This window comes from Paenibacillus sp. BAC0078 (assembly GCF_054483875.1).
This window is the reverse complement of sequence record NZ_JBTLRW010000017.1, coordinates 87,350-113,479: the sequence shown is the minus strand read 5'-3', so window position 1 is coordinate 113,479 and position 26,130 is coordinate 87,350. Positions and strand designations below refer to the sequence as shown.

Genomic DNA, 26,130 nt, shown 5'->3' with positions numbered 1-26,130 from the left:
CCCGCCCTTCTACCCTTTCTATATCACATCACTCATAATAGGCAAAAGGCTGATCTTCCCTATCCCTGCTCCCTGATTGGTTTATCCTAAATGTTCTGTGTCAATTTCGAATTTAATAGATTATAATGTCGATATATGGAAGGAAAGATACATTTTTGATGGGGGACAGCAACGTGTACTGTCATGCATGCGGAACCAAAAATACAACAGGGGCAAAAGTATGTACCCGTTGTGGCACAAAATTATTATCAAACGAAACACAGCGGGCGCCTGGTGCGCAGACCCGTGCTGAAACGGCAGCGGGACTTGAACCGAGAATGTCGCCGGGAGGACCGGCAAGAACACCCGCACCAGCGCCTAAGTCCAAGGGAGCAGGCCTTGCTTTTGCCATAATCATTCCGATGCTGCTGCTTGGCGTGGTCTTTGCCGGCCTTGCTCTTTTGTACAAATATGAAATGCAGATGAACCGCGATGTGGAGGCGCTGCAAGAGAAAGCCCAGACTGAAGCGCTGGAAGGCCGATATGCGGAGGCGCTCGCGCTGCTTAATTCTGCGGTTGCCAAGCGGCCGAATTATGAGGCGCTCACTCAGGACAGAGCAGTCACGGCTGAAGCTGCCGAATGGCAGGGAAAGCTTAAATCAGCAGCAGAGGGGCTGAAGAAGCAGAAGCTTCAGGCCAGCGAGGCTACAATCAATACCCTTGCGAAGGCGCTCGCTGCACGGAAGGAACCGGTATTTACTGCGCTGCGCAAGGAGCTGGCAGCCGATCAGACCTTGCTGGCAGTGATGAAGGTGAAGAGTGAGCTGGATAAGCTGAATACGGTGGATAAACTAGCTGCCAAGCTGGATTCAGTTGCAAAGCTGAAAGGTAACGAAGCCGAGGCTGTGAAGAAGCAGATTATCAGCAAGCTGGCAGGGCTCAGCTACAGTACAGCCGAGAAGCTGCTGAAGAAGAAGGATTTTGCCGGTGCACTGCAAGCTGTGGACAAAGGTCTATCCTACGCACCGGAGAATGAAAAATTAAGCACCTACCGCAAACGAATTCAGAGCGAGAAGCAGGCTTTTGAGCGGGCTGAGCAAGAACGCATCGAGCTTGCTGCGCAGCAGGCTGCCGCAGAGGATCTGAAGAACCGTACAGCAGCGGTTGAGGTAAAGGGGATCCATATCATTCTCGACGAATATGGGGACCTGCAAATCAGCGGGACCATCCGCAATAAAGCGACAAGAACGATCTATTCCGTTGATTTAACTCTGGGGATTTATGATGAATCCGGCGCTGCCTTGGGTCAGACATATGTGAGCGTGAATCCATATCGTATCGCACCCGGTGAGTCCGGCGATTTTACGACTACCTATTACGGAGTCTATGAGCAGGCACAGGTGTCTGTGGTCAATGCAACATGGTATTTGGAATAGGAGGCCGTAATTTATGTCTGCAAAAGTATGGGTAAGTATGCTCTCATGTTTATTTATTCTGGGGGCAGGAACAACAGGAGCGATGTACATACATAAGTCTGCCGAACAACAGTTGGATCGTGGACCGCTGCTTGCTGCAGCTCCGGCGAATGCCGCGGCCCCGAAGGCGACTACAACGTCCGTTCAGGACAAACAGCCCAAGACACGCAAAGAAATCATTGAAGCCAGCCAGAAACGGGTCGTCACCATTGAGAGCGGGGATTCGCTGGGCTCGGGATTCTTGTACAACAGCCAAGGGGATCTTTTGACAAATGCGCATGTGGTCGAAGGGGCAACCGAGGTTACCATCCGCACATTGAGTCATGAAGAATACCAGGGTACGGTGATTGGAGTCGGGGTGGATACGGATATTGCTGTAGTCCGTGTACCCAAAATGAAAGGCATGGTCCCCTTGACTATTGCCCGCACACATAAGGCGGAGATTGGGGATGAAATTCTGGCCCTGGGCAGTCCGTTAGGCTTAGAGAATACCGTAACCACCGGGATTGTCAGCGGGGTTGACCGCGATTTCGATATAGATCCTTATGTATACAGCAATATGATTCAGATTTCCGCACCCATTACCCACGGGAACAGCGGAGGACCGCTGGTGGATGCCATCACCGGAGAAGTACTTGGCATTAACTCCGCCACCGCTGGTGAAGGTCCGGGTATTGGCTTCAGTATTCCAATCTCCAGTGTGCTTAATCAGGTGGAGGAATGGTCCAAGAATCCGCTGACGGAAGCGGCTCGCTCAAGCAATGAAACAGCAACAAATTCAAATGCAGGCACAAATACCAATTCAAATACAGGTTCTGATGCAGGCACAGATGAAGATTATGATGAAGATTACTCTAATGCCGAGGAAGTGGTGCTCTATTTCTATGAGAGCCTGAATAATGGTGATTATGTAACAGCTTACTCTCTGCTCGGCAGCGGTTGGCAGAGCACAACAAGCTATGAAAATTTCCGCAATGGTTACCTGAAGACCAATTATGTAGCGGTCTATGGAATCGAGGCAGTTGAAGAAAACGAAGACAGCGCCACGGTGAATGCCTTCATTACAGCGGAAGAACGCCGTGACAGCGGAACCGTCAACCAGAAATATCAGCTCACCTACACGCTGGGAGTAGAGAACGGCGAAATGAAGATTTTGCATGGAAATGGCAAGAAGGTGAAGTGAAGATTTGAACTTAAAAAAATCATATAAAAGGTAGGAGTGCGGAGGGGAAGTTTGGAACTGGAGGAGCGATAGCGTCCGCCTTTGTCTGCGGATTTCCACCGCGAACAGCGGGTCAAATCAAGAAATCTGCAGACAACAGCGGCCGGAAGTCCAAACATTCCCCGGAGTCACGACCAGTACCCTAATAAGAAAATCAAAAGTTCAACTTATATGTGTGTTAATTATTCATTTATTTTCTTCTGGTATTTCAAAAAAATCATATAAACCCGGCATATCATGATGCCCTAAGGTTGTGCTTTTACCCTCTTGATCAATAAATCCATAATCAGCCTCTCCAATAGGTAAATACTGCTTGAAGAAGGTAATCCGGTTAGAAGTAATCGTCGGCTGCTTACCCACCTCTTCTGCAATGTTTGGGAGAAAAAATGGCCCTTTTATTGTTCCCTTTTCATCAAACCGTGCCACCCACTTTTGCTCCAATCGCCCATTTACTGCTTCAAGGTATTCTACTCCATTCCCCATAGTCATGAATACTTGGTCAGCCTTTCCTTCAGGAAAATAGTAATACAGAGTGTGACTTTCAATGCTTTGGGTTATTGTTTTAAGTAAACGTACAGTTGGAAGTTCTAAGGTCGCTTGACGGGCTTCTGCCAAATTGGCTGATTTCGTTTTTGCGATCATTTCTTGAGTTGGTTTCACTACATAAACATTACGTTCATAAGGATTCCAGGCAATATAGGCATCTGCTGCTTCAGCAATAAAGCGCAAAGGTACCATTACACTTCCATTTTTAATTAGAGAAGCCACAGGCAGGTTTACCTTATTTGAACCTATAGTTGCTGAATTCTGACCTGCAATAAGTGTAATTGTTTTATTATCATGAACAATGGTGACCGTTTTATTTGAGTTGTTCCATGTAACGCTAATACCAGGGATTTTTTTTATTACACTTAAAGGAGCTATAGTCGTCCCGTGGTCAATGTACGGGGATGCTTCCGTAACTACAAACTCGTTATTAACAAAGATAGAAATGATACCGGAACTACTTGCCGCCGCTGTTCCTGACACAGTTGCAAATACTAATATGGCGAGTAAGCACGTCTTTAAATATTTTCTCATTATTTTACTCCTCCTTCATAATATTGGTATACTTCATAGCCGTGATATATTATAAAATGGAAAGCAACGATTTGCTATTTTTCTTTAATTAAGTCAAATTAATGTAAAAACACCTTCAAGATTTTCTTCCTATCTAACGATAGGTTTCCATTCTCTTGAAGGTGTTTTGATTGTCTCACGTTACGGGGTCATTCCGGACGCAAAATATCAATATGTGCAAACTGAGAGAGGTCCTCTACAAAACCCGGATAGGATACGTCGATACAGCCGCAGTTGCGGATAATCGAAGGTTCATCCATGCTGCTGGCCAGCACAGCGGCGGTCATGGCGATCCGGTGATCACCGCAGCTCTCTACAATGGCAGGTGATGGACACTGGCCGCCATGAATGACCATTTCGTCTTCACTGCAGGAAGTTTCCACACCAAAATTGCCCAGCACCCCCGCAGTAGTCTGAATCCGGTTCGTATCCTTGTCTTTTAACTCCCGGCAATTCCTGATCACAGTATTTCCTTCCGCAAACGCCGCTACCGCAGCCAGCAAAGGCACCTCGTCGATCAAGCTCTGTATCCGCTCATTGCCTTCAGCCAGGACTGAGGACAGCCGGGTTCCAGGTGTACAATGGATATCGGCAATCGGCTCCCCGGACATCAGCTCCTCTTCCTTGTGCAGCGTCAAGCAAAGTCCCATCTCTCTGAGCAGGTGGATGAACCCGATCCGGGTCGGATTGACGCCCACTCGCTTAATCGTCAGGCTGCTCTTGCGCTCCATTCCCCGAATAGCATATGCGGTCAGCAGAAAAGCCGCTGAGGACAAGTCGCCCGGAACAATCACATCCTTGGCGGAAAAGGGACTGCCTCCCCTCAGGGAAGTAACATCGCCCTCCGTATGAATGTCTATCCCGAAATACTGCATTAAGCGTTCGGTATGATCCCTGCTCTGGCAGCTTTGCCGATAACGTGTGACTCCATCCGCGTACAATCCCGCGAACAGCAGGGCTGACTTTTCCTGCGCGCTGAATACAGTGGCTTCTACGTCTATGGGAGACAGTGGCGCTGCCCCTTGAATCCGCAACGGCAGACAGCCTTTTGTACCCAGATATTCAATAACAGCCCCCATGTCCGACAGCGGCTTCACCACCCAATCCATTGGTCTTGCCGAAAGCAATGCGTTCCCTCTAAGTTCTGCTGCAAAAGTCTGTCCTGCCAGAATAGACAATATCAGCCGGGCCGATGTGGCCGTATTTCCGATCTCGAGTCTGCCCTCCGGTTCCTGCAAGCCCCGCAGCCCTCTTCCATACACAGACAGGTCAGCACCATTCCATGCAAACGTTACACCTAATTGGCGCAAAATAGCGGTGCAGCTCTGAGTGTCACGGGAGCGCAGCACACCCCGCACGGTGCCTCTGCCTTCAGCGATAGCGTTCAGAACAATGGCCCGCTGGGAGATGGATTTGTCTCCGGGAACCGAATCGAACACCAGGGAGCCCACCTCACGCTTTGCTCTGATTCGCAAGTCACACTTGGCGGGTAGTTCGACTCTGCTCTGTACCAATTCCATTTCTGATCACCTCGTCATCCGAGAGTATTTGCGAGTAGTTCATATCTCTTCCGGGAGCCAGCGGAATCCGCCGGTCGCCCTTTGCCGCGTAGCTGCGGTAACGCTGTCTTTTGCGCTCCAGTCCAAGGTTGTTCTCAAACGTATAATCGGTAAGTTCAACCGCATTCCGGCGCAGCGCAAGCGCAAGCAGATCAGCGCCCGTCTTCGTACGCACCATTACCGTGGATGAAGCTTTGGCGGATACTCCGGCCTTGCTGGAATCAAAAATGTTGGGGTCTCCATCCGAAATGGAGATATCGGCAATGCCTGACCACCAATCCGGGCAAGCGAGGCAGCGGAACGTCTTGAACTTCTTGAATTCCTCCACCAGCCTGTAAAAGGGGAGAAAATGCTCCTCACCCTGCCGGGTTCTGACTACAAATTGCCCCGGATATTGCCCTTCCCGGTAACGCATAAAGACAACATCAGCCAGGTTGATGCCGAGAATCTCTGTAATCAGATGCTCGGTACCGCCAAGGGAGGTATTGGAGGCACAGCCAAGCTCAATCGTGAACGCTACCTTGTCTGCCAGTATAGAGGAAGGCAGATGCTCCGGAAGATTCAGCAGCCTGTTGATTCCTTGAATCTGGCAAGGCACACCGATAATGCCGATCTTATCGTATCTGCCATCCTTCAACAGATCCAGATTGGGCGTAATGCAGTAGCTAGTCTGCGCGCACTCGATAATCCGGTCCACCGAATCGGCAAGGTACGCCTTCGGCACCCAGGGGCGTTCCTGCTCCCTCCCCACAACAATCACCGCGTCGGCCACCTTCTCCTCCAGCGCCGTGATCGCCAGAATCGTCCCTGCCCCGCCGGCCGCCACTCGGCCAAGGATCGCCGGATCTGTTGCCGATAATTGATAGGTGGACAGGTAGATACCGGTCCAGCGTTCAACCTCGGACCGGTTGCGGCCGAAAATACGGCGCTCGGACTCCATCACGCCTGTATCATACCCCGGGCACACCTCTGAACAGAGGTTGCAGCTTCCGCAGGTGTCGGCCGCCTGGCTCTCCTGGCCCTGAAATACGGGAAGCGGAACGGAGTCCCCGTTCATCGAGAGCAGCCCTTGAGGGCATACTGCGGCGCATAATCCGCAGGAAGCACAGAGCGATAGATCAAGAATCTCTTCTTTGAGGGTTATAAAAGATGTCATCACAGCACCTTGCCTTCCTCATAATCTCACGCCGCTCAGCGCGGAATAAACTTCTCTGGTTCTGTCAGCAATAGGCTGCCAGTCATACCGCAGCCGGACTTCCCGCCGGGCTGCCTCCGCAAGATGCTCCCCCTCCTCAGGATCACGGAGCAGATATAGAATCCGGTCCGCAAGCATATGCGGATCTCCGGGAATGCTGGTGAGTCCGGTCCGTCCGTGCTCCACAATCTCGCCAAGTCCTCCTGCATCAGACACAATTACCGGTGTACCGCTTCCCATCGCTTCAAGCGCTACAATACCGAAAGGCTCGTACAAGCTGGGAAATACACAGACATCGGCGATGTCCAGCAGATAGCTTTTCTCCAGACTGTCCACGAAGCCTGTGAACCGTACGCTTGTACCCAGCTCAGCCGCACTGGCTTCCAGTTCGGCGTGCATAGGGCCCCGGCCTGCAATAATGCATGTACAATGTGGAAACTCCCGGAGCACCTCATGCATACTTTCGAGCAGCACCTGTACCCCTTTTTCCTTGACCAGCCTGCCAATGAACAAGACAATCTTCCCGCCCTCCTGCGCATATTGCTCTCTTCTGAAGGAATGGGCAGGCATAAGCTCCAGGGAACGAAGATCAATGCCGTTAGGAATCACCTCTGTCCTCTGCTTGTCCAGGGCATGCACGGCGCAGACCTCTGTCTGCATGTGCAGACTGCATACAATAACCTTGTCCGACGAAGAGACCAGTTCATGTTCAATGGAATGGATGTTATGCTGCTGCGGGGTGAACAACCCCTGATTTCTCCCATGCTCTGTAGCATGGATCGTCGTCACGAGCGGCAGCTTATAGCGCTGGCGCAGAAGAAGAGCCGCATAACCAACCAGCCAATCATGCGCGTGAATCAGATCGAACCGTATGTTCCCGCTTAGCTGGGCTGTAACGTAATCCACAATCGCCAGATTGAATTGAAGCACCCAATCCTCGAAGTCAGTCAGGTTCTCATAGGAATTCACACGGTGCACATGTACGCTGTTCTCCACCTCTAGAACAGGCCGCCCGGGCGCGGTATTGGTGACTACATGGACTGCCGTCTGCCCGACCTGCAAATGCCTGGACAATTCATAGACATGCGGGGCAATCCCTCCAATGACCAAAGGCGGATACTCCCAGGACAGGATTAAGACAGATACGCTTGATTGCATAGGTTGTCCCCTCCGAATCTCTCAGTGTGCCATAAGTGAATAACCCGTGAAATATTCCCACCACGTATTCTGCTCCAGCAGCGGAGGCGAGGAATGGTCTCTTTGGAAGGAGAGCCAGTCCAAAGACTTCGTTCTGCCATCGTCAAAAACATATAAAATATTCGACCTCGAAATTGGTACAAACGTTTGCACTTTTTTAATAATCCCCAAATCCGCGTAATAGTAGCGGTTTTCCGGCCAGGGAATTTGCATGTCCAGCGCTTGTCCAAGTGGGAGGTCCACCGGGAACAGGAACTGGGCAAATTTGTTGTCGGCGGAGAGAGCGGTAAGGCGGACAGCCTGCTGCAGCTCATGCCAGCCACTTTTAAAATGCCAGGCGATCATGCTCCTTGTGTCTTCGTCCAGCGCAGTCTGGAAGACCAGCCGCGCCCCATCGAACTGCAATCTCTCATCCATACGCAGCATCTCCTTTGGACAACTGGATGAATTACTCTCGGCCATCACTCCTGCCACTCCACAATCATTTCGGATACGCCTTCCGGAGGTGATTGGAAGCTATGAGCCATTCCCTGCTCCCAGCGCACAATCCCGGAATCACTTCTTAGCAGAAATTTGAATTCAATCCGGCAATCCGCCGGCAGGCTGATGTCACAGTACCAGGTGGGATACCGGTAGACAATATGGTTATAAAATGGCCCTGCGGCCCTGTCCGCCTCCCATTCTCCAAGCTCGTACACATTCCCTGACACAAAGACCTGTGAATCATAATCCGTGTGTATGTTCTTGACCACCAGCCTTACTGTAACCAGCTTACCTGTCCATACGGTCAGCTCTTCCGACAGCAGGAACTCCGTCTTCCCGCCTCTAAGCCCTTGTATCCGGTGTTTGCCTGCCGGTATCTCCGGAACTTTACATACGATCCCGCCGGTTTCCCATGAGAGGACATCTGCAGCATACCCGCCAACCGTCAGACTGCCTGTGTCCCCCAAATGTCTTCCCTGAATAATTAGCTCGCTCCCCGGCGACACCGCTTTGGGGTAGAAGTGCAAGGCTACCGGCTCCTCCGAGTCAGAATCAGACTCATACGCATAGACATAAGCAGACCGCGGAGCCAACACTGCATTCTGTATGTCCCCTTCGGCCCCTGCAGCCACTTCACGATCCGGGAAGACTTCTCTCAGGAGGCTGGAATATGCGCCTTTCGGAAGGGAAGTCGCCAGTGGCGGCAGGACATGTTCGCTCTCTTCCAGACTAATCAGGACCAGGACAGCAGCTCCCCTGTAGCCGCGCTCGAATACCAGCACCCTGTTGTTCACATACAGCAGCTTGGTACTGCCATAGCCAATCGCAAGATTACGTGCTCTTAGATTGTTAAGCTCAGCCAGAATCCGATAGGCAGGTGTCTCTCTGCTGAAGGAGCTCATCATGGGACGGTTATGCGGGTCATCCCCTCCGCTCATGTACTGTTCAGTTCCATAGTACACCACAGGCAGGCCCGCGGAAGTCAGCAGCAGTACAAGCGCCAAATCCGTAAGCGAAGGGTCCGCGTCCTGAGTGAACCGGCTCATATCATGATTATCCAGAAAAATAAGCTGGTCGAACAAATGCTTGTAGCTCCTGGAGGCTTCACTCAGCATGCCAGCGAAAGCTTCGAATCCCCGTTCGCCGTGAAAGCTCTCCCGTACGGAGTGTGTGAACATGAAATGCAGCAGGCTCATCCCGCTGCCATTGGCAAAAGCAGCATTATCCTGCGAGCTGCCGTGTGCCTCAAGGAACCATTCTCCGAAAACATAAGCCGGTTTCCTGGCATGAATGAATCCACTCAGCGATGTTAGCCAGCCTGGGGGGATATGTTTGGCGGCGTCAATCCGGACACCGTCAACCCCTTGATCCAGCCAGTAGGCAATTCCTTCGCGTAAAAGCTTATCTGCCTGCGGATTCATCTGATCCAGTCCGGCAAGGTCATACAAGTTGCGGTACAGCGAATCCTCAGCATTCAGGAAAGATGTGCCGCCGTTATGAAGGAACACCCGCTCCATATCTCCCGAGTACGCTGCCACAAGCTCTCCGGCGCGGTACAATGCGCCATTCTCCATGTAAGCAGGCTGCAGCTCCAGTGCCGGGGATGTATGATTGGGCGTAAAATCAATGATGACCTTCAGTCCATGCTCATGTGCAGTGTTCACCAGGGCTCTGAAGGTGTCCATTGAACCAAAATAAGGGTTGGGCCTGAGGAAATCCCTGGGCCAATAGCCATGATAGGAAGCCGTGCCTGCTTCATCGTCCATGCATACATGGATGTTCTCTGCCGGCTGTGAGATCAGAATCGCAGTGATGCCCATTCCCGTGAGATATCCGTCCTCAATTCTGGCGATAATTCCTTCCCAATCGCCGCCGAGGTATTTCCGCAGATTGCTTGAATCCGCACTGAATAGCTCAGCCGGTGGACGGATGCCAGGATTGCCTTCGCAGAACCGGTCGGTAACAATCTGATAAATGCATTCGCCCGGATTCAGCATATTTACGCACCAGAACCGGCCGGGATGGCACTCGCTGCCTGCAGCAGAAGGTCCAGCGTTTCTTCCGCCTGTTCGATAAAGAGTACATGAATTCGGAATTTCTGTTCCAGCTCAAGCTTGCGGGCTATTCGCTGTTCATGGGGATAGGACTCATAGTGCCCGTAAGAGGTCTCCAGCTTGTCCGGCAGCAGGAGGGCAAGCGGCCGCCTGGAGTAGATTCTCAGAATCTCAATCGCATCATGAATGTGCTCGTCATCGTCATAACCGGCAATCAGCAGTATAAAATCCGGGTCAAATGTCCGCAGCATCGCGTATCTCAGCGAGTTGAAGGCAATATTCATCGTCGGAAGGATTGAGCTTTGCCCCGCCATGATAATCCACTCGCTGCCGCTGCGCTCTGCCTGATGAATCACAGTGTCTATATAATACGGATACTGCTGAAGCGGACGATGCCCCAGAAACTTGAAAATATCACCTTCGGGCTGCCGGAAGAGAAAGCCGGTTGGTTCCGTGATGAAGGCTGTCGCCGGAATGCCCTGCACTCCAAATTGCCGGTAGAGATTCATTTGCACGGTAAACTTGCCGATGCAGCCCCGGGTGGCAAAAATCCCAACTCTCTTAATCGTTCTAGGGCGGGAGAACATCAGCGCCTCCTTCTGGAATTGTCCCAGATAGCTCTCTATTTCCGTGTCGCACGTACCGTAGCGCTCGTCCATCTCTTGAATAAGCTGCTCCCTTGGACTATGAACCACATCAATCTTGATTTGCTGCTCCGTCATCCAGTTCAGCGTATCCCGGTCATAAATTTCATGCACACTAACCACCCTTAGGCCCCGGTGAGATGCATACAAAACCAGCTGCCGCCATAATCCGGCCAGATCATGTTCAGCGAATACACCCTTGTTCCCGCCAAAAGTGGTGCCCGGATCATTCAAGATCAGGGTGTCCGCACCCTTCAGCCCGGCTTCCATTGACCTAAACATAAGTATCCCCGAGCGCTTCCCGTCCACTTGTTCTCCGGCATCCTGCCCGTTCTCCTGCACGAAGTCGATCACCGAGACAATCTCCACATCCAGCAGGTCACGAAAGCGAAGCAGCCCCTGCGTTATTTTATTGAATGGATACAGCACGACTCTCTGCATATTCACCGCCTCCGCCCGGTTCATAATTTGACAGTCTTCTTATACTGGGACAGCTTGGCGGCCAGTCTGCCAATGTCCAGCACAGATTCGACATGCTCAGCTTCAAAGCGGCTGCGGATCTCTTCCTTGCGGCGTTCTATTTCTTCAGGGCTCTTCAAGACGTATTCTCCAAAATCAACTTCGTATTTATCTGGAATCAGAATGGCGAACGGCCGGCTGGCATTGCCGTATATGCGAAGAATGTCGAGGCTGTCTCTGATCTGCTCATCATCATCATAACCTGCAATCAGGATTGCCAGATCCGGCTGGAAGGCGCGCAGATAAGAGACTTTGGTTGCAGCAATCACGAAGTTCTCATTCGGCAGCAGGGAGCCTTGGCCTGACAGCAGTACATAATCGCAGCCTTCGCTCTCCGCCTCACGGACGGCTGCATGAATGTAGTACGCGTATTGATTCAGCGGCCTGTGGGCGATAAATTTCATAATATCTCCGCCCGGCTGGTTGAACAGTGGAGCTGTAGGCTCGGTTATAATGGCCCGGACCTTCTCGCCTGCCTGCTTAAGCTCTCTGAATAACGACATTTGGGCGGTGAACTTACCCAGGCAGCCTCTTGTTGCGAATATCGCTACCTTGCAAATATTGTGGTTGTATGCGGCTATCTGTGCGTCTACATCAAAATAAGATAGATAAGTGGCTACTTCGTCTCCAGGGGAAGGAAATACATATTCTGCTTGAAGCCGGTGCTCCAGACTTGCGGGGATTTGCGGCTGAACCTCAATGGTAATTCCATGCTCGAACAGCCATTTCAGAGTAGAACTGTCAATAATCTCGTGCACACTGATGATCCGCAGCTTCCGCTCATGGGCCGCAATAACCAGCATTCTCCACAGCTGAGTGAGATTATGCTCGCCGTATACGCCTTCGTTATTGCCAAATGAAGTTCCCGGATCATTCAGAATCAAGGTATCGGCAGCCTCAAGCACCTCTTCAATATTGTCCGTGACCGGAATACCCGCCGCCCTGCCTTCAACCAGCTCTGCCGCATCTGCACCCTTATGCAGGACAAAATCGACAACCGCCCTTATCCTGAAATCCGTCAAATCCCTGAACCTGATCATCCCTTGCGTGATCTTATTGAAGGGATACAACACCACATTGTCCATGCATAACCGCCTCCCATGATAGAGTAGAGATAGACAACAACCGGTACACTTAACCGATTAAGCTGATACTACAATATTTTACCTATTAGATCAATACAAAGTAATAAAAGTATTTTTATCCCACATAACATCTATGATTGACTCCTGACCCGCCCAAATGTTAATCTTTAGAAAATTGACGGATAGGAGACTGGATTGTTGAAAAAGACGACTATGAAGGACATCGCCATGCGGGCCAATGTATCCGTTGCAACCGTGAGTTATGTGCTGAACCGTGTGGATAATCAGACCATTCCTGAGAAAACGCGGCGCCAGATCATAGAACTGGCCGAGGAGCTCCGCTATATTCCGAATCTCGCAGCCCGTTCTCTAGCAAACCAAAAAACCGGTCTGGTAGGCGTATTGGTCCACAAGTCCGAGCACATGCCCTACTGGAAGCTTCATGCCCAGCTCGCCTTCATCCATGCTCTGGAGCAGCGGCTTACAGCAGCCGGTTACCATACGTTACTCTACTCTTTGGATGCCGATAACCCTACGCTGGATATTATCGTCGAACGCAAGCTGGAAGCCGTGTTTCTCATTGATGTGCGGGATGCGTCCTTTTACTCGATTTCCAGACACTTTGTTGAGGGGATTCCCCTGATTCTGATCGACAGCATGATTGAGGATAAGCTGTTCAAGCAGGTGGTGTTCAATTACCGCCCGGCGCTTGAGAAAGCCCTGCCGGACGATCTGTCGCAGGTCTGTTTGATTATGGAGAGCTTCAACAATTCGCTGCTGACCCGTTATATCCGCAGCAGTGTTCCTTTGGCTGACGATGCGGTTTTCGAGATCCGCGAGCTTCACGATTTGCTTCCGGCAACAGATCACCGCCGCTTCAAGCAGGCGATTGTGATCAATGAATTCATTGGCAGCCACATCGAGAAGACCGCCCGCTTCGAGCACCTGACTGTAATCTGTACCTGTAATTCTCCGGAAATGCTGGGTGAGGGTGTGGAGAAGGTTCTTTTTCATGGGGATAAATCGGAAGTGGCATTTGATCTCATGCAGAAGTTATTGCATCATTCTGACTACTCCGAGCAAGACAATAACTGCTATTATGTTGATTAAATTTTTTTTGAGGATTAACTTAAACGCTTAAGTTGAAAGGAGAATCGCTATGTCCGATCCGGTTTTGGCCAGACAGGCGGCTTCTGCCGCCCCCTCCTACCCGGGGCTTTGGGCCAACAAAAAATTTCTGCTGCTGCTCTGTTCCTTTTCCATTTCTCTGTTCGGCAATACCTTTCACAGCATCGCCCTGAGCCTTTGGGTGCTCCAGACTACCGGCAGCGCCAAATTAATGGCTGTGCTGACGATCATTAACCTGTTGCTTAGCTCGCTTATCGGGTCAATTGGAGGAACGTTCGCGGACCGGATCAACCGGAGAACAATCATGCTGGTTACAGACCTGATCAGCTCCGCGCTGGTTGTGACGCTTGCCCTGGTTATCTCCGTTCCATCCTCTTCCTTCATTATCGTAGCCGTACTTACAGCGATGACTACCGTGTCGGCCCTCTTCCAGTCTCCTGCCTACCAGTCCTCCATTGTTACCGTTGTCGGCAAAGAGCATGTTCAGCAGGCCGTTGGAATGCTTAACCTGTCGGAAAATATTTGCCGTACAGTCGGCTTTTCGGCGGGAGGGATTTTTGTAGCGACCTTCGGTGCGGCGGACGCCATTTTATTCGATGCCTTCACGTTTGTTGTCTCCTTCCTGCTGGTTCTCGCCGTCCGTTCCCTGCCGATGCCAGCCCGCGTCGATCAAACACCTCAAGAGAAGAAGAATTTCATTCAGGATCTTGGAGAAGGCATGCGGTATATCTGGAAGTTTCCTTTTGCCAAGGCAGTTATCATTATGCTTCCGACGCTTACGTTATTCTTCATGCCTTCACTGATGCTGACCCAGGTCATGGCCGTCAAGATATGGAAGTCCAGCCCGTTCCAGTTCGGACTCATGGAAGCTTGCATTCCCCTCGGCTATATGATTGGCTCAGGCATGATCCTGCTGCTCGGCTCCAGAATCAGACGGCGGGGCTTATTGATTATGGGCAGCCTGCTCTGTCTGGGCCCGATGTACGTCCTGTTATCCTTCATCCCTTCTGCAGCCGCAGCCATTCCCATCATTCTGCTGATCGGATTCATCTTCTCGTTCTGCACTCTGCTGATCAACACCGTTCTCCGGCTGGAGGTTTCGGAAGAGCTCCAGGGCAGAGTCTTCGGTGTACTGGGTTCGATTATGAGTGTAGCTCCGTCGATTGGCCTGACCGTTGTCTCTTACCTCTCTGATCATTTCAGTCCCGGCCCGGTTATGGGCTCCATTGGATTGCTGCTGCTCCTGTTCGCCCTATATGCCTCCACCAGGCTCAAGGTCATTCGAAGCTATAGATAACACTTATGCGGGCGCACCTGCAAAAGAGATCAACGATAGTAACATCATTGATCTCTTTTGTTCATCTAATTATTCATTTTTAGCGCAATCACTGGCATCTATTATTTCACCTGGGCTAGAAGCTCAGACACTCCGATTTCGTAAGCAGGCTGGAAGTCTGCGGACTTCACATAGCTCAGCAAGCTGAACAGGAACTGTCTGCCTTCCGGTGTTGCGGCTGCCTGCTCGGTATCCAGCGGACATACCAGCAGATTTCCCGGGCCTACCTTGCATTCGAACAGCAAGCCAAGCTTATGGTTTCGTTCGAAATTGTCGATGGTCTGGACAATCGGACTCCATTCGCTGCCGGTTCCGTCCATGATGAGCGACCGTGAATGGGACACAATACTCCACCAGGGATAGGTAGAATATTCTTGGCACGGGAAGTGCTTGAATACCGGGTGCTCATTGCGGATCAGAAGTCCCATAGTGCCGACAGGTACCGGCCGGTTCATGCTCTCTGAGATCGAACGAAACATTGGATAACACCAGAAATCCGTACTGTAGAATCCTTCTATAGCATTGCTTATGCTTTCCGGCTTAGGCATTAGAACAACGTTCTCTCCTTGTTCCAATAGAGCAAGGGCTTCGCCGGACAGCTCCTCGAACCAATGGACACCAGTGGGGTCAACAGGTACATGATTAGGATAAATCCAGAGATCATACGTTTTGCGGATATCCGTATTTCCGATCCTCAGGGACAAGGCAACCTGCGTCATGGTGTCCACGGCAGGCATATCTATCGCCAGATCACAGATATCAATGTAATTCTCACCTTCAGGAACAGACACACTTGCTGTCCCATCCGCCAGCGTCTTCTGTCCATCACTGAGCTCCCAATACAGATCGGCCTGGCCAAGCGGCTTGCTCAGGTAGCAGATTAGCTCGATATGCGCATTGAAGATCTCCTCTGACACATAGTTATACTTCTCGAATCTGGCCATGAGCACAGCATTGCTGCAGAAGGTACGCCATTCTTCGGGTGTGATGAGTCCCTTGGAATCCATGAAAGCGTCAAGAATGCCAACCAGTGCTGTTCCCTGTCCGCTGAAATCCTGAAGATCAAGCAGCTGGAACCCTGCGAGCTTCCTGGACCGGAAAGCGGCTTCCAGCTCTTCCTTATAGCAGGCCACCGCCAGCTGTCCGGAACACTCGAAGTATTTGGCGGCCAGGTGGCCCAGCCCTTTTTGCTCCAGCCGCTCGCGGAATATTTTAAAATTCTCGGCCTTCAGCGGCCCTCTATACTTTTCAATTTCATCAAAATTAGGATAGGTCGCATATTGTCCGATCTCATGGGAGATGACTGGAATATGGGGAATCCATTCTGTCGCCGCATCACTTACCTTAACCGTCTTGGCCTCGGTCCCGAACTGGATTTGCACACTTCCATCGCCCTCTTCAGCCGCCTCTTCCCCACTATGGAAATCCGGAGGGATGATCTGCGCATCATAATCAGTCATGGTGCCTGGCACATCAGTCTGAACGTGGCCCAGCGGTGCATCACACATCGCATAAGAACCTCTGAAGAGCCGGTCTCTGGAAAAACGCACACCGCAGAAGAAATCATCATGCTCTTGAATAGAAGGCACCCATTGATGATTATTGGAGCCCTGAGTATACAAATGGCGATTGTCAAATGCCTTATAGTCTTTCAAAAAACCATCAATTCTGGACTTGCTGCCCCAAAGCTCGTTCCCCATCGACATCATCACAAACGAGGGATGGTTGCCGAATGCCTTAAGAATGGCATAACCTTCGCTGATCAGGTAATCCTGTTCCTCCTGATTATGCTGCTCGTCGGTCTCCTCGGTAATCGTTCCCCAGAACGGCAGCTCCGGCTCCATGTAGATGCCCAGCATGTCTGCAGCGGTAAAAGCGGCCTCCGGCGGACAGCAGGTATGGAATCTGTAATGATTGATGCCGTAGGATTTGGAGATGCCCAGAATTCTGAGCCACTCCTCCACCGTGGTTGGTGCATAACCGGTCAGCGGAAAGATCAAGCCGTCGTGCTTTCCACGGAGAAAGGTTCTGGTTCCGTTAATGGTGAACTTGTCCCCATCCGCACGGAAATCCCGCAAGCCCACCAGAATCTCATGACTATCCAGAACTTCTCCATTCTCATTCTTCAGATTAACTGTAAGCTTATACAAGTCAGGATTCTCATCACTCCAGAGTAATGCATCCTTCCCCATGGCATAGTCAATGGAGATATCCTTCCCGGAGAGCGCAAATTCCTGCTCCATCACTTCATGCACCGGCTGAGAGCCGCAGCTTCTTGCAGAGACGGCAACGACTCCTTTTCCCTCGCCTTCCAGCCTGGAAGTAATTCTAACCGACCGGTTCCTGATGTCCGTGTACACTTGTATATCCTTTAGGTAGGATTCCTTGAAGAACTGAAGCTCTATGCGGCCTGTGATTCCGTTCCAATTGGTCTGTGTATCGGGCGAGGTCAGATGTCCCCCTTTGGTCGGGTAACCGGTATTGTCTACGCGAATAGTTAAGGTATGTATACCGTGAACCAGTCCTTTCAGCTCATACAGGTGCGGCGTATTAAGACTGTTCTGTGTACCGACCTCTTGGCCATCCAGCCAGATTGTCGTCACGCGGGTTCTCTCCAGATATAGAAAACAGGTGGAGCCGGCCAAATGCCCGGAAATCTCCACTTCTCTTGAAAACCAGGCATATCCTTCAAAGTGATATTCATCCGTCAAAGCTTCCACCAGAATAGTCTCATTCTTCGTCCCCTTACGGGCGTATGAAGTGGTGCCTGGAAGTGTAATGGAATCTTGGAACGGCAAGGATAAACCCTGTTTCAGGGTATCCAGCTGCAGCTTCCAGACGCCTTCCAAATTCATTTTCGCGTACATGTTATCTATCACTCCTCGTATAGTAATAGTCTCTGAATTCCTGCGGCGTAGTGCCAACCAATTTCTTGAAGAGGAAGGTGAAGTAGGCAGCGGTCTGAAAGCCCACCTGCTCCGCCACTTCGTATACCCTGATATTCGGGTCCTGAAGGAGCTCCTTTGCCTTATTCATACGTGTCTCCTGTACAAAATCAGACAGGGTCCGGCCCATCTCTTTTTTGAATAGAACGCTTAAATAGCTTGAATTGAGATGAAACTGCTCGGCGAGCTGCTTTACCGTCACATTCTCCTGAAGATGCTCCTCCAGATACCGGGCGATATTTTGAATGAGATGATGCTGCTGTGCGGTTTGCTCTTTCTGCTTCAGACCGGCATATTGCGAAAGGTACTCTAAAACAACCCCCCGGACCCCTGCCGCATTCGTGCAATTAATTAGACTCTGCCAGATCAGGATGTTGCTTTGCGGATCGTCCGGTTCCCTGGTTCGTCTCAATTTGCGGGTCAATTCACTGATAAGTCCCATCCCAAAAGCCTGAATATATGAAAAGGACACTGGCTCCTGTGTGAGAAGCATATCAAAAGCGTTAGTAAAAAAGACAAGCGCCTGCTCACTATCCCCGTTTTCCAGCAGCTTGAGTATTTCGGGAATATACTCTTCACGCAGCCGGAAACTACAGTAATCCCTCATTTCCACCCGGTCAAAATAAAGGATTTGACCATAACCGGCCAGTCTGGCTCCCGCTATCATATGCTTTACTTCTTTATACAAGAGCGGAACTTCCCCCCATTCCCGGCATTCCCTGCTAATACCTACCATAACGGAAGCATTGAATTGTTCCTTCATTACATCTTTAATAAAAGAAAGCTGCTTTTCGAGCTTCGCCCGGTTGCTGGGAGAGGTATTCAGATGAATCACTGCCGCTTCATCCGCCCCTGTTTTACCGATATACGTGTTGGCAAAACCATTCAGGCCCACTTTGATGCTTTTCATCAGCCCTTCGCTGAACATAATCCGCTCCCTGGCATCGTTCGGGTTCGCCAGGAACAACCGGTCATAGCCAAACAGAAACAGACTGATTTGGCATGCTTCCGGGGGCAAATCCAGAAGCCGTTGCCAGGAATCAAGCAGTTCGTCACTATGTATCCATCCTTCGATCAGGTCATTGACGAACCGTTCCTGAAGAACATCGTAACTGCCCGTAACCTTTTCCTTCAGCTCGCTTGTTTCCTGTTCGATCTGGTTCTTCTTCTCGATGGATTCCCGGATCAAGGCAAGCTTTTCTTCCAGTTCTCCTGTCTTGATGGGTTTAAGCACATACGCTTTAGCGCCGAGATGAATGGCCTCCTGAACAAACTCAAACTCGTCGTACCCGCTGATCATCAGGGTGTGAAGAGACTGGAGCTGGGGATAATCCGACTTGCATCTGGCGAGCAATTCTATCCCTGTCATCCCGGGCATAGATACATCTGTGATGAGAACATCTACCTTGTCTACAGCTAAAATAGCAAGAGCCTCTTCACCTGATCGGGCGGTTAAAGGCCTAGTATACCCTAATTTGTTCCAATCTGTATGTTGAACAAGTCCTTGAATATGCATAGGCTCGTCATCTACAATTAACGCCTGAATCATGACCCATCACCTCTTTTGATTTCAGGAGACTCCTCGCAAACCGGAATCTGGATCGTTACGGTCGTCCACTCGTTCTCCATACTGTCAATTTCAAATTGGCCTTCTGAACCGAAATACAGGATCAACCTCTCCCGGATATTATTCATACCGAAACCGTTTCTTGTACCGGTGAAGCTGCCAGCACGTATTCGTTCCAGCTGCTCGCTGTTAATCCCTTTCCCGTTATCAAAAATTTGAAATTGAACCGCATCCGTTAATCTCTGAATTGAAATTTGAATGTACGCATTCTCTTTCTTCGTAATGCCGCCATGTAAATAGCTGTTCTCAACGATCGGCTGCAGCAGTAATTTGATGGTGTATAAATCGAGAACGCCTGGATCAACCTGCCACTCCACATGTACCTGATCCGGGTAACGCAGCTGCTGAATTTCTGCATAGGCCTTCACATGTTCAAGCTCATCGCGGATTCGCGTCACATTCATCCGGTTGTGGAGCGCAAGGCGATAGAAGGTCGTCAGGGCATCAATCGTACGCAGCTGCATCTCATCCTGCATGTCCATGGCCCGCCACCGAATTAAACTAAGTGAATTATAGATGAAATGCGGATTGATTTGCGCTTGCAGTGCTTTAAAAGACTGCTCACGCTCTTTGAGTATCACCTGCGTGTTCTCTTCAACCAGATTTCTCAAGCGGCCGGACATGGAATTGAACAGGACTTCGAGCTCTCCCAGCTCATCCTTGTCACGGTTTTTCACCTTTGCCTCGAAATAGCCCTTGGAAATATCGGTCATCCGGTTTCCTAATTTGCGTATCCGCCAAATGACATTTTTCAGTACAATCATAATCAGGAAGATCGACAACAGCAGAAAAAAAGCAATGCCCCCTACAATACAATATAATATCCGCGTCGATTGCTTCTCCATCCTGTCGAGGTGAACGAGCGCTGCGACCGTCCAGCCGGATTTCATTTTTTGCGTAATCAGTACCCTTCCGTCGATGGTCGTTTCCACCCCGCCCGAAGTACTCCAATACGGCCTTAAAGAAGATGCCTCCAGCCGGTTGCCGATCTCATCCGGCTGCGAAGAGGCGATAATCTGCTCATTCTGGTCTACGATATACATCTCGCCCGCCCCGTTAAAGGGATGATCGAACGATTCCGCAAAAACCTCATTATAATTCAGCAGCAAATAGACGATTCCATAGACATCTCCATAAGCATTCAATATTTTGTGGGAAATGACAAGCCCGTTTTTGTCGTCCAGGGCGTTGGACCAGGTCAGGTTATCCGGCAGTTGAACCCTCTGCTCGAACCATTCCCGTTCCCTAATGCCGGAGAGCATGCGGTCTTCCGGTTTCCATAAGAGCCCGCCATCCTGGACAAGTGTATCGTTGGTATGATAAATGCGAAAATTCATGATCCCCGGCAAATACTTGCTCGTAAACAGAAAGGAACGGTCCACGTATTCGACCGTACTCAGCTGTTCGGAAATATCTTCATAATCCCTTGATAATCTGGAGATCAGCTCACCATCGGTCGCCGTTCGGGTCGCCAGGAGATCATAACTCTGCTTGCGGAACTCAATACTAAGAGCACTTTGCCGAACCGCCTCTTTTATGGTAAGCATGTAATTGTCCCTTACGGTATGGAGCGTTAAATAGCCTGCGCCCATCGCAAGAAGAACCGTTGGAATAAATACAATTACTGCGTAGAAGAGCACGATTTTACTCCTCAGGTTCATGGAACGGGTCATACGAATGATCCATTTCTCTATTCGTTGTCTTAGCTGCATAATCTCCTCCATGAACCGGAAAGGGAGCCCCCCGCGCACAGCGGGGCAGCTCCATCAACCGTTATTACTCTCCGTTTGCTTTCAATTGTTCCTGATAAGATTCATTCCATTCCTGTTTCACTTCAGTCCAGTGACCGCGTTTTTCAAGGACTTCGCGGAAATTGTTCCACTCTTTTTCAAACCGGGCATCATCCTTGGCCATCAGCAGCTTCGCTCTGTATTCCTTCCGGATGTTCTCCAGCTCCGGCCAATATTTCTCCCAGACTCCGCCTTGCTTCGTCTCAACCAGATCGTAAGGCTCAGCGACCCTGATCGTGCCCATTTTTCCTATGGCTTCTGTGAATTGGATGGTTTTGGCTGCGCCTGCTTTTTCCCCATCAGCGGTGTTCCACCAAGGATACCACTTGTTGCTGTAAGAGGAAGCCATGTATAGTTCCGGTGTAACCTTAGCCTTTTGGGCTGAATCGCCCGAATTGCGGCTTTTCTTATACGTTTCATCAGTAAACTTCCATTTTCCCAGCGGCTGGTCAACCCAATCCCAGTACAATCCTGCAGGTCCTTCGTTGATAACCTGCTGCTGTTCCGGCTTCGGCTGCAGCGTATAGTCGAAGAACTTCAGGATGGCGTCCAGGTTTTTCGTACCTTTGCTGATGTAGACATCATAGCCCGGATTCGGATTAATCACCTGATTCACACCGACCTTGTCTACACCATTAACCTTGGGGAACGAAATGGCTTCATAATACCATCCGGGTCCCGTAGGACCATCAAGGGTTTCCCAAGCCCCGGAGGGAATATTCCAGAAGCTGCCCACATTCAAGGCAACACGGCCGGATTTATTTTTCTCATTGTACTGCTCTTTTTTGCTGGTAACCACTTCGGGATCAATCAATTTTTCACGGTACATTTTGTTCATCCATTGATAAGCAGCCTTGTAATTAGGGTCATCATAAGCAAATACAAATTCGTCGCCTTTTTTCTCAACACCATTGCTGGCTGTCGACACTCCGAAGGCAGTCAGTACAGTATTTTCATCGTTCCAGCTTAGCGAATCATTCGTATCCATCAGGAACGAGAGAGGAATCAGGGCTTTGCCCGTTTCATCCTTTACCCCTGCAGCCTTCTTTAAGAAGGCTTCAACGCCTTCGATTGTAGACAGATCAGCAGTAGTCATGCCTACCTTCTCCAGAACATCAGATCTGACCATCCAGGCTTGCGAGGCCCAGCCTGGCCACGGGTCATCCGGATTCTGGTCGAACCAGGTGGGAATCGACCAGATATGGCCATCCTTATCCTTCATCTTATCCAGATAGGCTTTCGGGATTGCCGCTAATCCGGGGTATTTGTCCGGCATATCAAAGTACTGTTCTACGGACAGAATCTGTTTGGAACGGTTCATGGCGCTTTTGACCGTTTCGTTCCGGCCGAAGATAGCCGCATCCTCAAATCCGCCCGTATTAATCTTAAGATTGAGCGCGGTCATCGCATCTCCCTGGGTTGTTTCCAGCGTTACTGCAACTCCCGGTTCCTTCTCCTTCCAATTCTTTTGGACCATACTATCATTATTGATTGTTGCCGTCCAACCCAGCCATAGATTGAATGAGTTGGAAGCGGCAGTGGACTGATTCTTCGTTGCTTGCTGTCCCTGGTTGGCAGTATTCGAAGCCTTATCCCCGCCCGAGCCGGAACACCCTGTGACTACAGCCAGCATTGCCGCGACCGTTAATGACGCCCACCGGATTCTCTTAGAATTCACTGAACATTTCCCCCTATTGTTGTAATGATGGTATATAGAAGTTGCCGTATACCCTGAAATCAGCCTTTTACCGAGCCTACCAGTACTCCCTTGACAAAATACTTCTGCAAAAACGGATACACACATAAGATCGGAAGCGCACTTACCATGACTACGGCCATCTTGATCGACATCAGCGTAACATTCTGAAGCTGGGAGCTTCTTGCCAATGCTTCCTGATTGGAGTTCGAGCCAAGTATGGCAGATAGATCCTGTGCCGCCAGAAGCTGCTGTAAAAACGTCTGAACCGGGATCAGATGCTGGTCGGTTACGTAGAAGGCGCCGGAAAACCAGTCATTCCAATGTCCGACAGCCGTGAACAGCCCTAATGCGGCAAGCATCGGCTTCGATAGCGGAATAATAATTTGCATCAGAATTCTAATAGGACCTGCGCCATCGAGCTCCGCTGATTCAACAAGCGCTTCGGGAATACCTTGGACAAACTTCAGCATGACGAACATATTCCAGACCGAGAACAGGCCAGGGAAGATGTATACCCAGAAGGTATTAAGCAGACCCAGGTTATTTAGCTGGATATAGAATGGGACCAGGCCGCCGCTGAACAGCATGGTTAACAGAATGTATACAAGGATTGAATTTCTGAACGGAAGGGCCCGATAAGACAATCCAAAAGCCACCAGCAGAGTTACGAACAGTCCGACAAGTGTACCGAGTACTGTTCTTGCGATCGTTATGAGATAAGCATTTCTGATGACCTCATTTCCAAGCACAATCTCATAATTGATAAGCGTGAAGTTTCTGGGCCACAAATATACGCCCCCCTTGGAGGCATCCGCTCCGTCATTAAGTGAAATTGCCAGCATGTACAAAAAAGGGTACAGTACCGACACGCATAACAAAGCGAGTAGTGTCACGATCAAGTATTGTGCGAATTTTTCAATTCCGCTCTGTTTCATAACCCATCACCATAACCCCTCGCCATTTATTTTTCGGGATAACTTATTTGTAGAAACAACCAGAATCAGGCTTAACAGAGAGAATAACAGCCCTACTGCAGTCGCCATGCCAAAGTATCCTTGTTGAAGACCACTGCGGAGGATATATATATCCAGCACATCTGCGACCTCTTGATTGGCTGAATTCAGGAGCGGGTAGATTTGATCCATACCCACGGTGATCAGACTCGGAATACTCAAGATCAGGACGATTGAAATCGTCGGCATCATCCCCGGTAGGGTAATATGTCTAATCTGTGCCAGCTTCCCGGCGCCTTCCACTTTTGCAGACTCATACAATTGCGGGTCGATGGTTGTGATCGCAGCCAGATAGAGAATAGTGTTCCACCCCGTCTCTTTCCATAAACTGCTGAATATAACAATGGGCCGGAACCATTCCGTAGAGCCTAAGAAGAATATCGGGTCTCCGCCTGATTTTTCTACGAGCTGGTTGACAAGGCCCCCATCAAGCGTCAGGAAGGATTGCAGGATGTAAGCGATAACAATCCATGAGAAAAAATGAGGCAGGTAACTGACCGATTGGACGAAGCGTTTGAATACCGAATGGGTCACTTCATTAATCAGCAGTGCCAGCAGAATGGGTGCCGGAAAACCAAAAATAAACTTCAGCACTGAAATATAAAGCGTATTCCGCACGACGTTAGAAAATTGGGGGTCCTGTAAAAACGAAAAGTTATCAAGCCCGACCCAAGGGCTGCTCCAAATGGAACTCCCAATTTGAAAATCCCGGAAAGCGACTTGTATCCCTGCCATCGGGATATAGCTGAATAGAAACAATAGAACGGCACCCGGTAAAATCATCAGATATTGCCAGCGATACTTGTGCAGCTTTGCATACATGTGCATTCCCCCTTGATATGTATATCATAATGTGGAATTACACATCGGACTATATAACAGCGGTTGGATATCTATCGTTCTCATTAGATTATAGAGCGCTTTCTTTAAGCGCACACAAAGAACCAGCCACCAATGTTCGGTGGCCGGTTCTTGCTGCACTTTAATCTTCGATTCTTCTTAACGTCATACTCAGCTTCCTATAGTGCTCCTACAACCGGATGCGGGACATACGGCTCTTCCAGGAACGTAATTTCTTCGGGTGTTAACTTAACCGACAGGGCGGCAAGCCCATCTTCGAGATGGGACATTTTCGTAGTCCCGATAATCGGAGAAGTCACCGGCTCCTTCTGCAGTAACCAGGCAAGCGCGATTTGGGCGCGGGGAACGCCGCGCTGTTCTGCGATTGAAGCCACTCTTTCCACAATTAATCGGTCAGCTTCTGCCATCGCATCATATTTGCTTTTCTGCACCTGATCGGTTTCAGAACGGCGGGTCGTTTCCTTCCAGTCCCTCGTCAATCTTCCGGATGCAAGCGGGCTGTAAGGAATGACGCCGATTTTCTCTTCCTTGCACAGCGGCATCATTTCCCGTTCCTCCTCACGGTAGATGAGGTTGTAATGATTCTGCATTGTTTTAAACCGTGTCCAGCCATGTTTCTCAGCTACGTGATTTGCCTTGAGAAACTGCCAGGCATACATTGCCGAAGCTCCGATGTACCTTACTTTTCCCGCTTTCACCACATCGTGGAGGGCTTCCATCGTTTCTTCAATCGGCGTATTATAGTCCCAGCGATGAATCTGGTAAAGGTCCACATAATCCGTTCCCAGCCGTTTGAGGCTTTTGTCGACCTCGCTTATGATCGCCTTCCGGGACAATCCCGCTCCGTTCGGACCTTCATGCATGCGGAAATATACCTTTGTCGCGATGACCACCTCATCCCGGTTAGCATAATCCTTAAGCGCCCTTCCGACGATCTCCTCGCTTGTCCCATCCGAATATACATTCGCCGTATCGAAAAAGTTGATGCCTGAATCAAGGGCCTTTTTGATGATAGACCGGCTCTGCTCCTCGTCCAGCACCCACGGATGAACCCAGCGCTCCGCAATGCCGAAGCTCATACAACCGATGCACAGCCGCGACACATCCACGCCGGTATTTCCGAGTTTCACATATTCCATTGTTAAGCACACTCCTCTTCAAGGGATAAGCTAAGACTACCCCCTGGAGTTCACTCCAAGT

19 protein-coding genes are annotated in these 26,130 nt (G+C 50.1%); 4 read left to right on the top strand and 15 right to left on the bottom strand.

Features of this window, described 5'->3' with window-relative positions:
• Nucleotides 1–173: 173 nt before the first annotated feature.
• Nucleotides 174–1,415, top strand: a complete 1,242-nt coding sequence (locus tag ACX1DY_RS24620; protein ID WP_458966833.1) for an FxLYD domain-containing protein — start codon at nt 174–176, stop codon at nt 1,413–1,415.
• Nucleotides 1,416–1,428: 13 nt separating this feature from the next.
• Nucleotides 1,429–2,637, top strand: coding sequence for a S1C family serine protease (locus ACX1DY_RS24615; RefSeq protein ID WP_458966832.1), 1,209 nt, complete (start codon nt 1,429–1,431; stop codon nt 2,635–2,637).
• Between the two features lie 225 nt (nt 2,638–2,862).
• On the opposite strand, the gene ACX1DY_RS24610 is transcribed toward ACX1DY_RS24615, so the two are convergent.
• The 8 genes from ACX1DY_RS24610 to ACX1DY_RS24575 all read right to left on the bottom strand — a co-directional run bounded on the left by ACX1DY_RS24610 (nt 2,863) and on the right by ACX1DY_RS24575 (nt 12,531).
• Nucleotides 2,863–3,756 carry a copper amine oxidase N-terminal domain-containing protein gene (locus tag ACX1DY_RS24610; protein ID WP_458966831.1) on the bottom strand — a complete coding sequence of 298 codons (894 nt, stop codon included), beginning with the start codon at nt 3,754–3,756 and terminating at the stop codon, nt 2,863–2,865.
• A gap of 188 nt (nt 3,757–3,944) precedes the next feature.
• Nucleotides 3,945–5,315 carry a 3-phosphoshikimate 1-carboxyvinyltransferase gene (aroA, locus tag ACX1DY_RS24605; RefSeq protein WP_458966830.1) on the bottom strand — a complete coding sequence of 457 codons (1,371 nt, stop codon included), beginning with the start codon at nt 5,313–5,315 and terminating at the stop codon, nt 3,945–3,947.
• Nucleotides 5,272–6,510, bottom strand: a complete 1,239-nt coding sequence (locus tag ACX1DY_RS24600) for a Coenzyme F420 hydrogenase/dehydrogenase, beta subunit C-terminal domain (protein WP_458966862.1) — start codon at nt 6,508–6,510, stop codon at nt 5,272–5,274. The genes aroA and ACX1DY_RS24600 overlap by 44 nt, the downstream gene beginning before the upstream one ends.
• A gap of 18 nt (nt 6,511–6,528) precedes the next feature.
• Nucleotides 6,529–7,707 (bottom strand): glycosyltransferase family 4 protein, encoded by a 1,179-nt coding sequence (locus ACX1DY_RS24595; RefSeq protein ID WP_458966829.1) that lies wholly within the window; start codon nt 7,705–7,707, stop codon nt 6,529–6,531.
• A 21-nt stretch (nt 7,708–7,728) separates the two neighbouring features.
• Complete coding sequence (locus tag ACX1DY_RS24590) at nt 7,729–8,163, bottom strand: hypothetical protein (protein ID WP_458966828.1); 435 nt, start codon at nt 8,161–8,163, stop codon at nt 7,729–7,731.
• Nucleotides 8,164–8,207: 44 nt separating this feature from the next.
• A complete protein-coding gene (locus ACX1DY_RS24585) occupies nt 8,208–10,226 on the bottom strand; it encodes an alpha-amylase family glycosyl hydrolase (protein ID WP_458966827.1) in 2,019 nt (672 codons plus the stop codon).
• Between the two features lie 2 nt (nt 10,227–10,228).
• A complete protein-coding gene (locus ACX1DY_RS24580) occupies nt 10,229–11,368 on the bottom strand; it encodes a DUF1611 domain-containing protein (RefSeq protein ID WP_458966826.1) in 1,140 nt (379 codons plus the stop codon).
• Between the two features lie 20 nt (nt 11,369–11,388).
• Nucleotides 11,389–12,531, bottom strand: coding sequence for a DUF1611 domain-containing protein (locus ACX1DY_RS24575; protein WP_458966825.1), 1,143 nt, complete (start codon nt 12,529–12,531; stop codon nt 11,389–11,391).
• A 198-nt stretch (nt 12,532–12,729) separates the two neighbouring features.
• Here ACX1DY_RS24575 and ACX1DY_RS24570 point away from each other — a divergent pair, with 198 nt between their 5' ends.
• Both ACX1DY_RS24570 and ACX1DY_RS24565 read left to right on the top strand, forming a co-directional pair.
• Nucleotides 12,730–13,641 (top strand): LacI family DNA-binding transcriptional regulator, encoded by a 912-nt coding sequence (locus tag ACX1DY_RS24570; protein WP_458966824.1) that lies wholly within the window; start codon nt 12,730–12,732, stop codon nt 13,639–13,641.
• Nucleotides 13,642–13,690: 49 nt separating this feature from the next.
• A complete protein-coding gene (locus ACX1DY_RS24565; protein WP_458966823.1) occupies nt 13,691–14,956 on the top strand; it encodes an MFS transporter in 1,266 nt (421 codons plus the stop codon).
• Between the two features lie 101 nt (nt 14,957–15,057).
• On the opposite strand, the gene ACX1DY_RS24560 is transcribed toward ACX1DY_RS24565, so the two are convergent.
• The 7 genes from ACX1DY_RS24560 to ACX1DY_RS24530 form a co-directional block, all read right to left on the bottom strand.
• Nucleotides 15,058–17,862, bottom strand: coding sequence for a glycoside hydrolase family 2 protein (locus ACX1DY_RS24560; protein ID WP_458966822.1), 2,805 nt, complete (start codon nt 17,860–17,862; stop codon nt 15,058–15,060).
• Nucleotide 17,863: 1 nt separating this feature from the next.
• Nucleotides 17,864–19,489 carry a response regulator transcription factor gene (locus tag ACX1DY_RS24555; RefSeq protein ID WP_458966821.1) on the bottom strand — a complete coding sequence of 542 codons (1,626 nt, stop codon included), beginning with the start codon at nt 19,487–19,489 and terminating at the stop codon, nt 17,864–17,866.
• Nucleotides 19,486–21,279, bottom strand: coding sequence for a cache domain-containing sensor histidine kinase (locus ACX1DY_RS24550; RefSeq protein WP_458966820.1), 1,794 nt, complete (start codon nt 21,277–21,279; stop codon nt 19,486–19,488). The genes ACX1DY_RS24555 and ACX1DY_RS24550 overlap by 4 nt, the downstream gene beginning before the upstream one ends.
• 64 nt (nt 21,280–21,343) lie before the next feature.
• Entirely contained in the window at nt 21,344–23,035 is a 1,692-nt protein-coding gene (locus ACX1DY_RS24545) for a type 2 periplasmic-binding domain-containing protein (protein WP_458966819.1), read from the bottom strand.
• Between the two features lie 59 nt (nt 23,036–23,094).
• Nucleotides 23,095–23,991: a carbohydrate ABC transporter permease gene (locus ACX1DY_RS24540; RefSeq protein WP_458966818.1), complete on the bottom strand. Its 897-nt coding sequence runs from the start codon at nt 23,989–23,991 to the stop codon at nt 23,095–23,097.
• A 6-nt stretch (nt 23,992–23,997) separates the two neighbouring features.
• Nucleotides 23,998–24,891: an ABC transporter permease gene (locus ACX1DY_RS24535; RefSeq protein WP_458966817.1), complete on the bottom strand. Its 894-nt coding sequence runs from the start codon at nt 24,889–24,891 to the stop codon at nt 23,998–24,000.
• 197 nt (nt 24,892–25,088) lie between these two features.
• The gene (locus ACX1DY_RS24530; RefSeq protein WP_458966816.1) at nt 25,089–26,069 is read right to left on the bottom strand and encodes an aldo/keto reductase; all 981 of its coding nucleotides are present in this window, start codon (nt 26,067–26,069) and stop codon (nt 25,089–25,091) included.
• Nucleotides 26,070–26,130: the final 61 nt, after the last annotated feature.

Excerpts from the sequence above, each read along its gene's own strand:
- ACX1DY_RS24610 (WP_458966831.1), bottom strand. The coding sequence starts at position 3,756 with ATGAGAAAATATTTAAAGACGTGCTTACTCGCCATATTAGTATTTGCA.
- ACX1DY_RS24595 (WP_458966829.1), bottom strand. The coding sequence starts at position 7,707 with ATGCAATCAAGCGTATCTGTCTTAATCCTGTCCTGGGAGTATCCGCCT.
- ACX1DY_RS24615 (WP_458966832.1), top strand. The coding sequence starts at position 1,429 with ATGTCTGCAAAAGTATGGGTAAGTATGCTCTCATGTTTATTTATTCTG.
- ACX1DY_RS24600 (WP_458966862.1), bottom strand. The coding sequence starts at position 6,510 with ATGACATCTTTTATAACCCTCAAAGAAGAGATTCTTGATCTATCGCTC.
- ACX1DY_RS24540 (WP_458966818.1), bottom strand. The coding sequence starts at position 23,991 with ATGAAACAGAGCGGAATTGAAAAATTCGCACAATACTTGATCGTGACA.
- ACX1DY_RS24590 (WP_458966828.1), bottom strand. The coding sequence starts at position 8,163 with ATGGATGAGAGATTGCAGTTCGATGGGGCGCGGCTGGTCTTCCAGACT.
- ACX1DY_RS24575 (WP_458966825.1), bottom strand. The coding sequence starts at position 12,531 with ATGGACAATGTGGTGTTGTATCCCTTCAATAAGATCACGCAAGGGATG.
- ACX1DY_RS24560 (WP_458966822.1), bottom strand. The coding sequence starts at position 17,862 with ATGTACGCGAAAATGAATTTGGAAGGCGTCTGGAAGCTGCAGCTGGAT.
- aroA (WP_458966830.1), bottom strand. The coding sequence starts at position 5,315 with ATGGAATTGGTACAGAGCAGAGTCGAACTACCCGCCAAGTGTGACTTG.
- ACX1DY_RS24565 (WP_458966823.1), top strand. The coding sequence starts at position 13,691 with ATGTCCGATCCGGTTTTGGCCAGACAGGCGGCTTCTGCCGCCCCCTCC.
- ACX1DY_RS24550 (WP_458966820.1), bottom strand. The coding sequence starts at position 21,279 with ATGCAGCTAAGACAACGAATAGAGAAATGGATCATTCGTATGACCCGT.
- ACX1DY_RS24585 (WP_458966827.1), bottom strand. The coding sequence starts at position 10,226 with ATGCTGAATCCGGGCGAATGCATTTATCAGATTGTTACCGACCGGTTC.
- ACX1DY_RS24555 (WP_458966821.1), bottom strand. The coding sequence starts at position 19,489 with ATGATTCAGGCGTTAATTGTAGATGACGAGCCTATGCATATTCAAGGA.
- ACX1DY_RS24530 (WP_458966816.1), bottom strand. The coding sequence starts at position 26,069 with ATGGAATATGTGAAACTCGGAAATACCGGCGTGGATGTGTCGCGGCTG.
- ACX1DY_RS24535 (WP_458966817.1), bottom strand. The coding sequence starts at position 24,891 with ATGTATGCAAAGCTGCACAAGTATCGCTGGCAATATCTGATGATTTTA.
- ACX1DY_RS24580 (WP_458966826.1), bottom strand. The coding sequence starts at position 11,368 with ATGCAGAGAGTCGTGCTGTATCCATTCAATAAAATAACGCAGGGGCTG.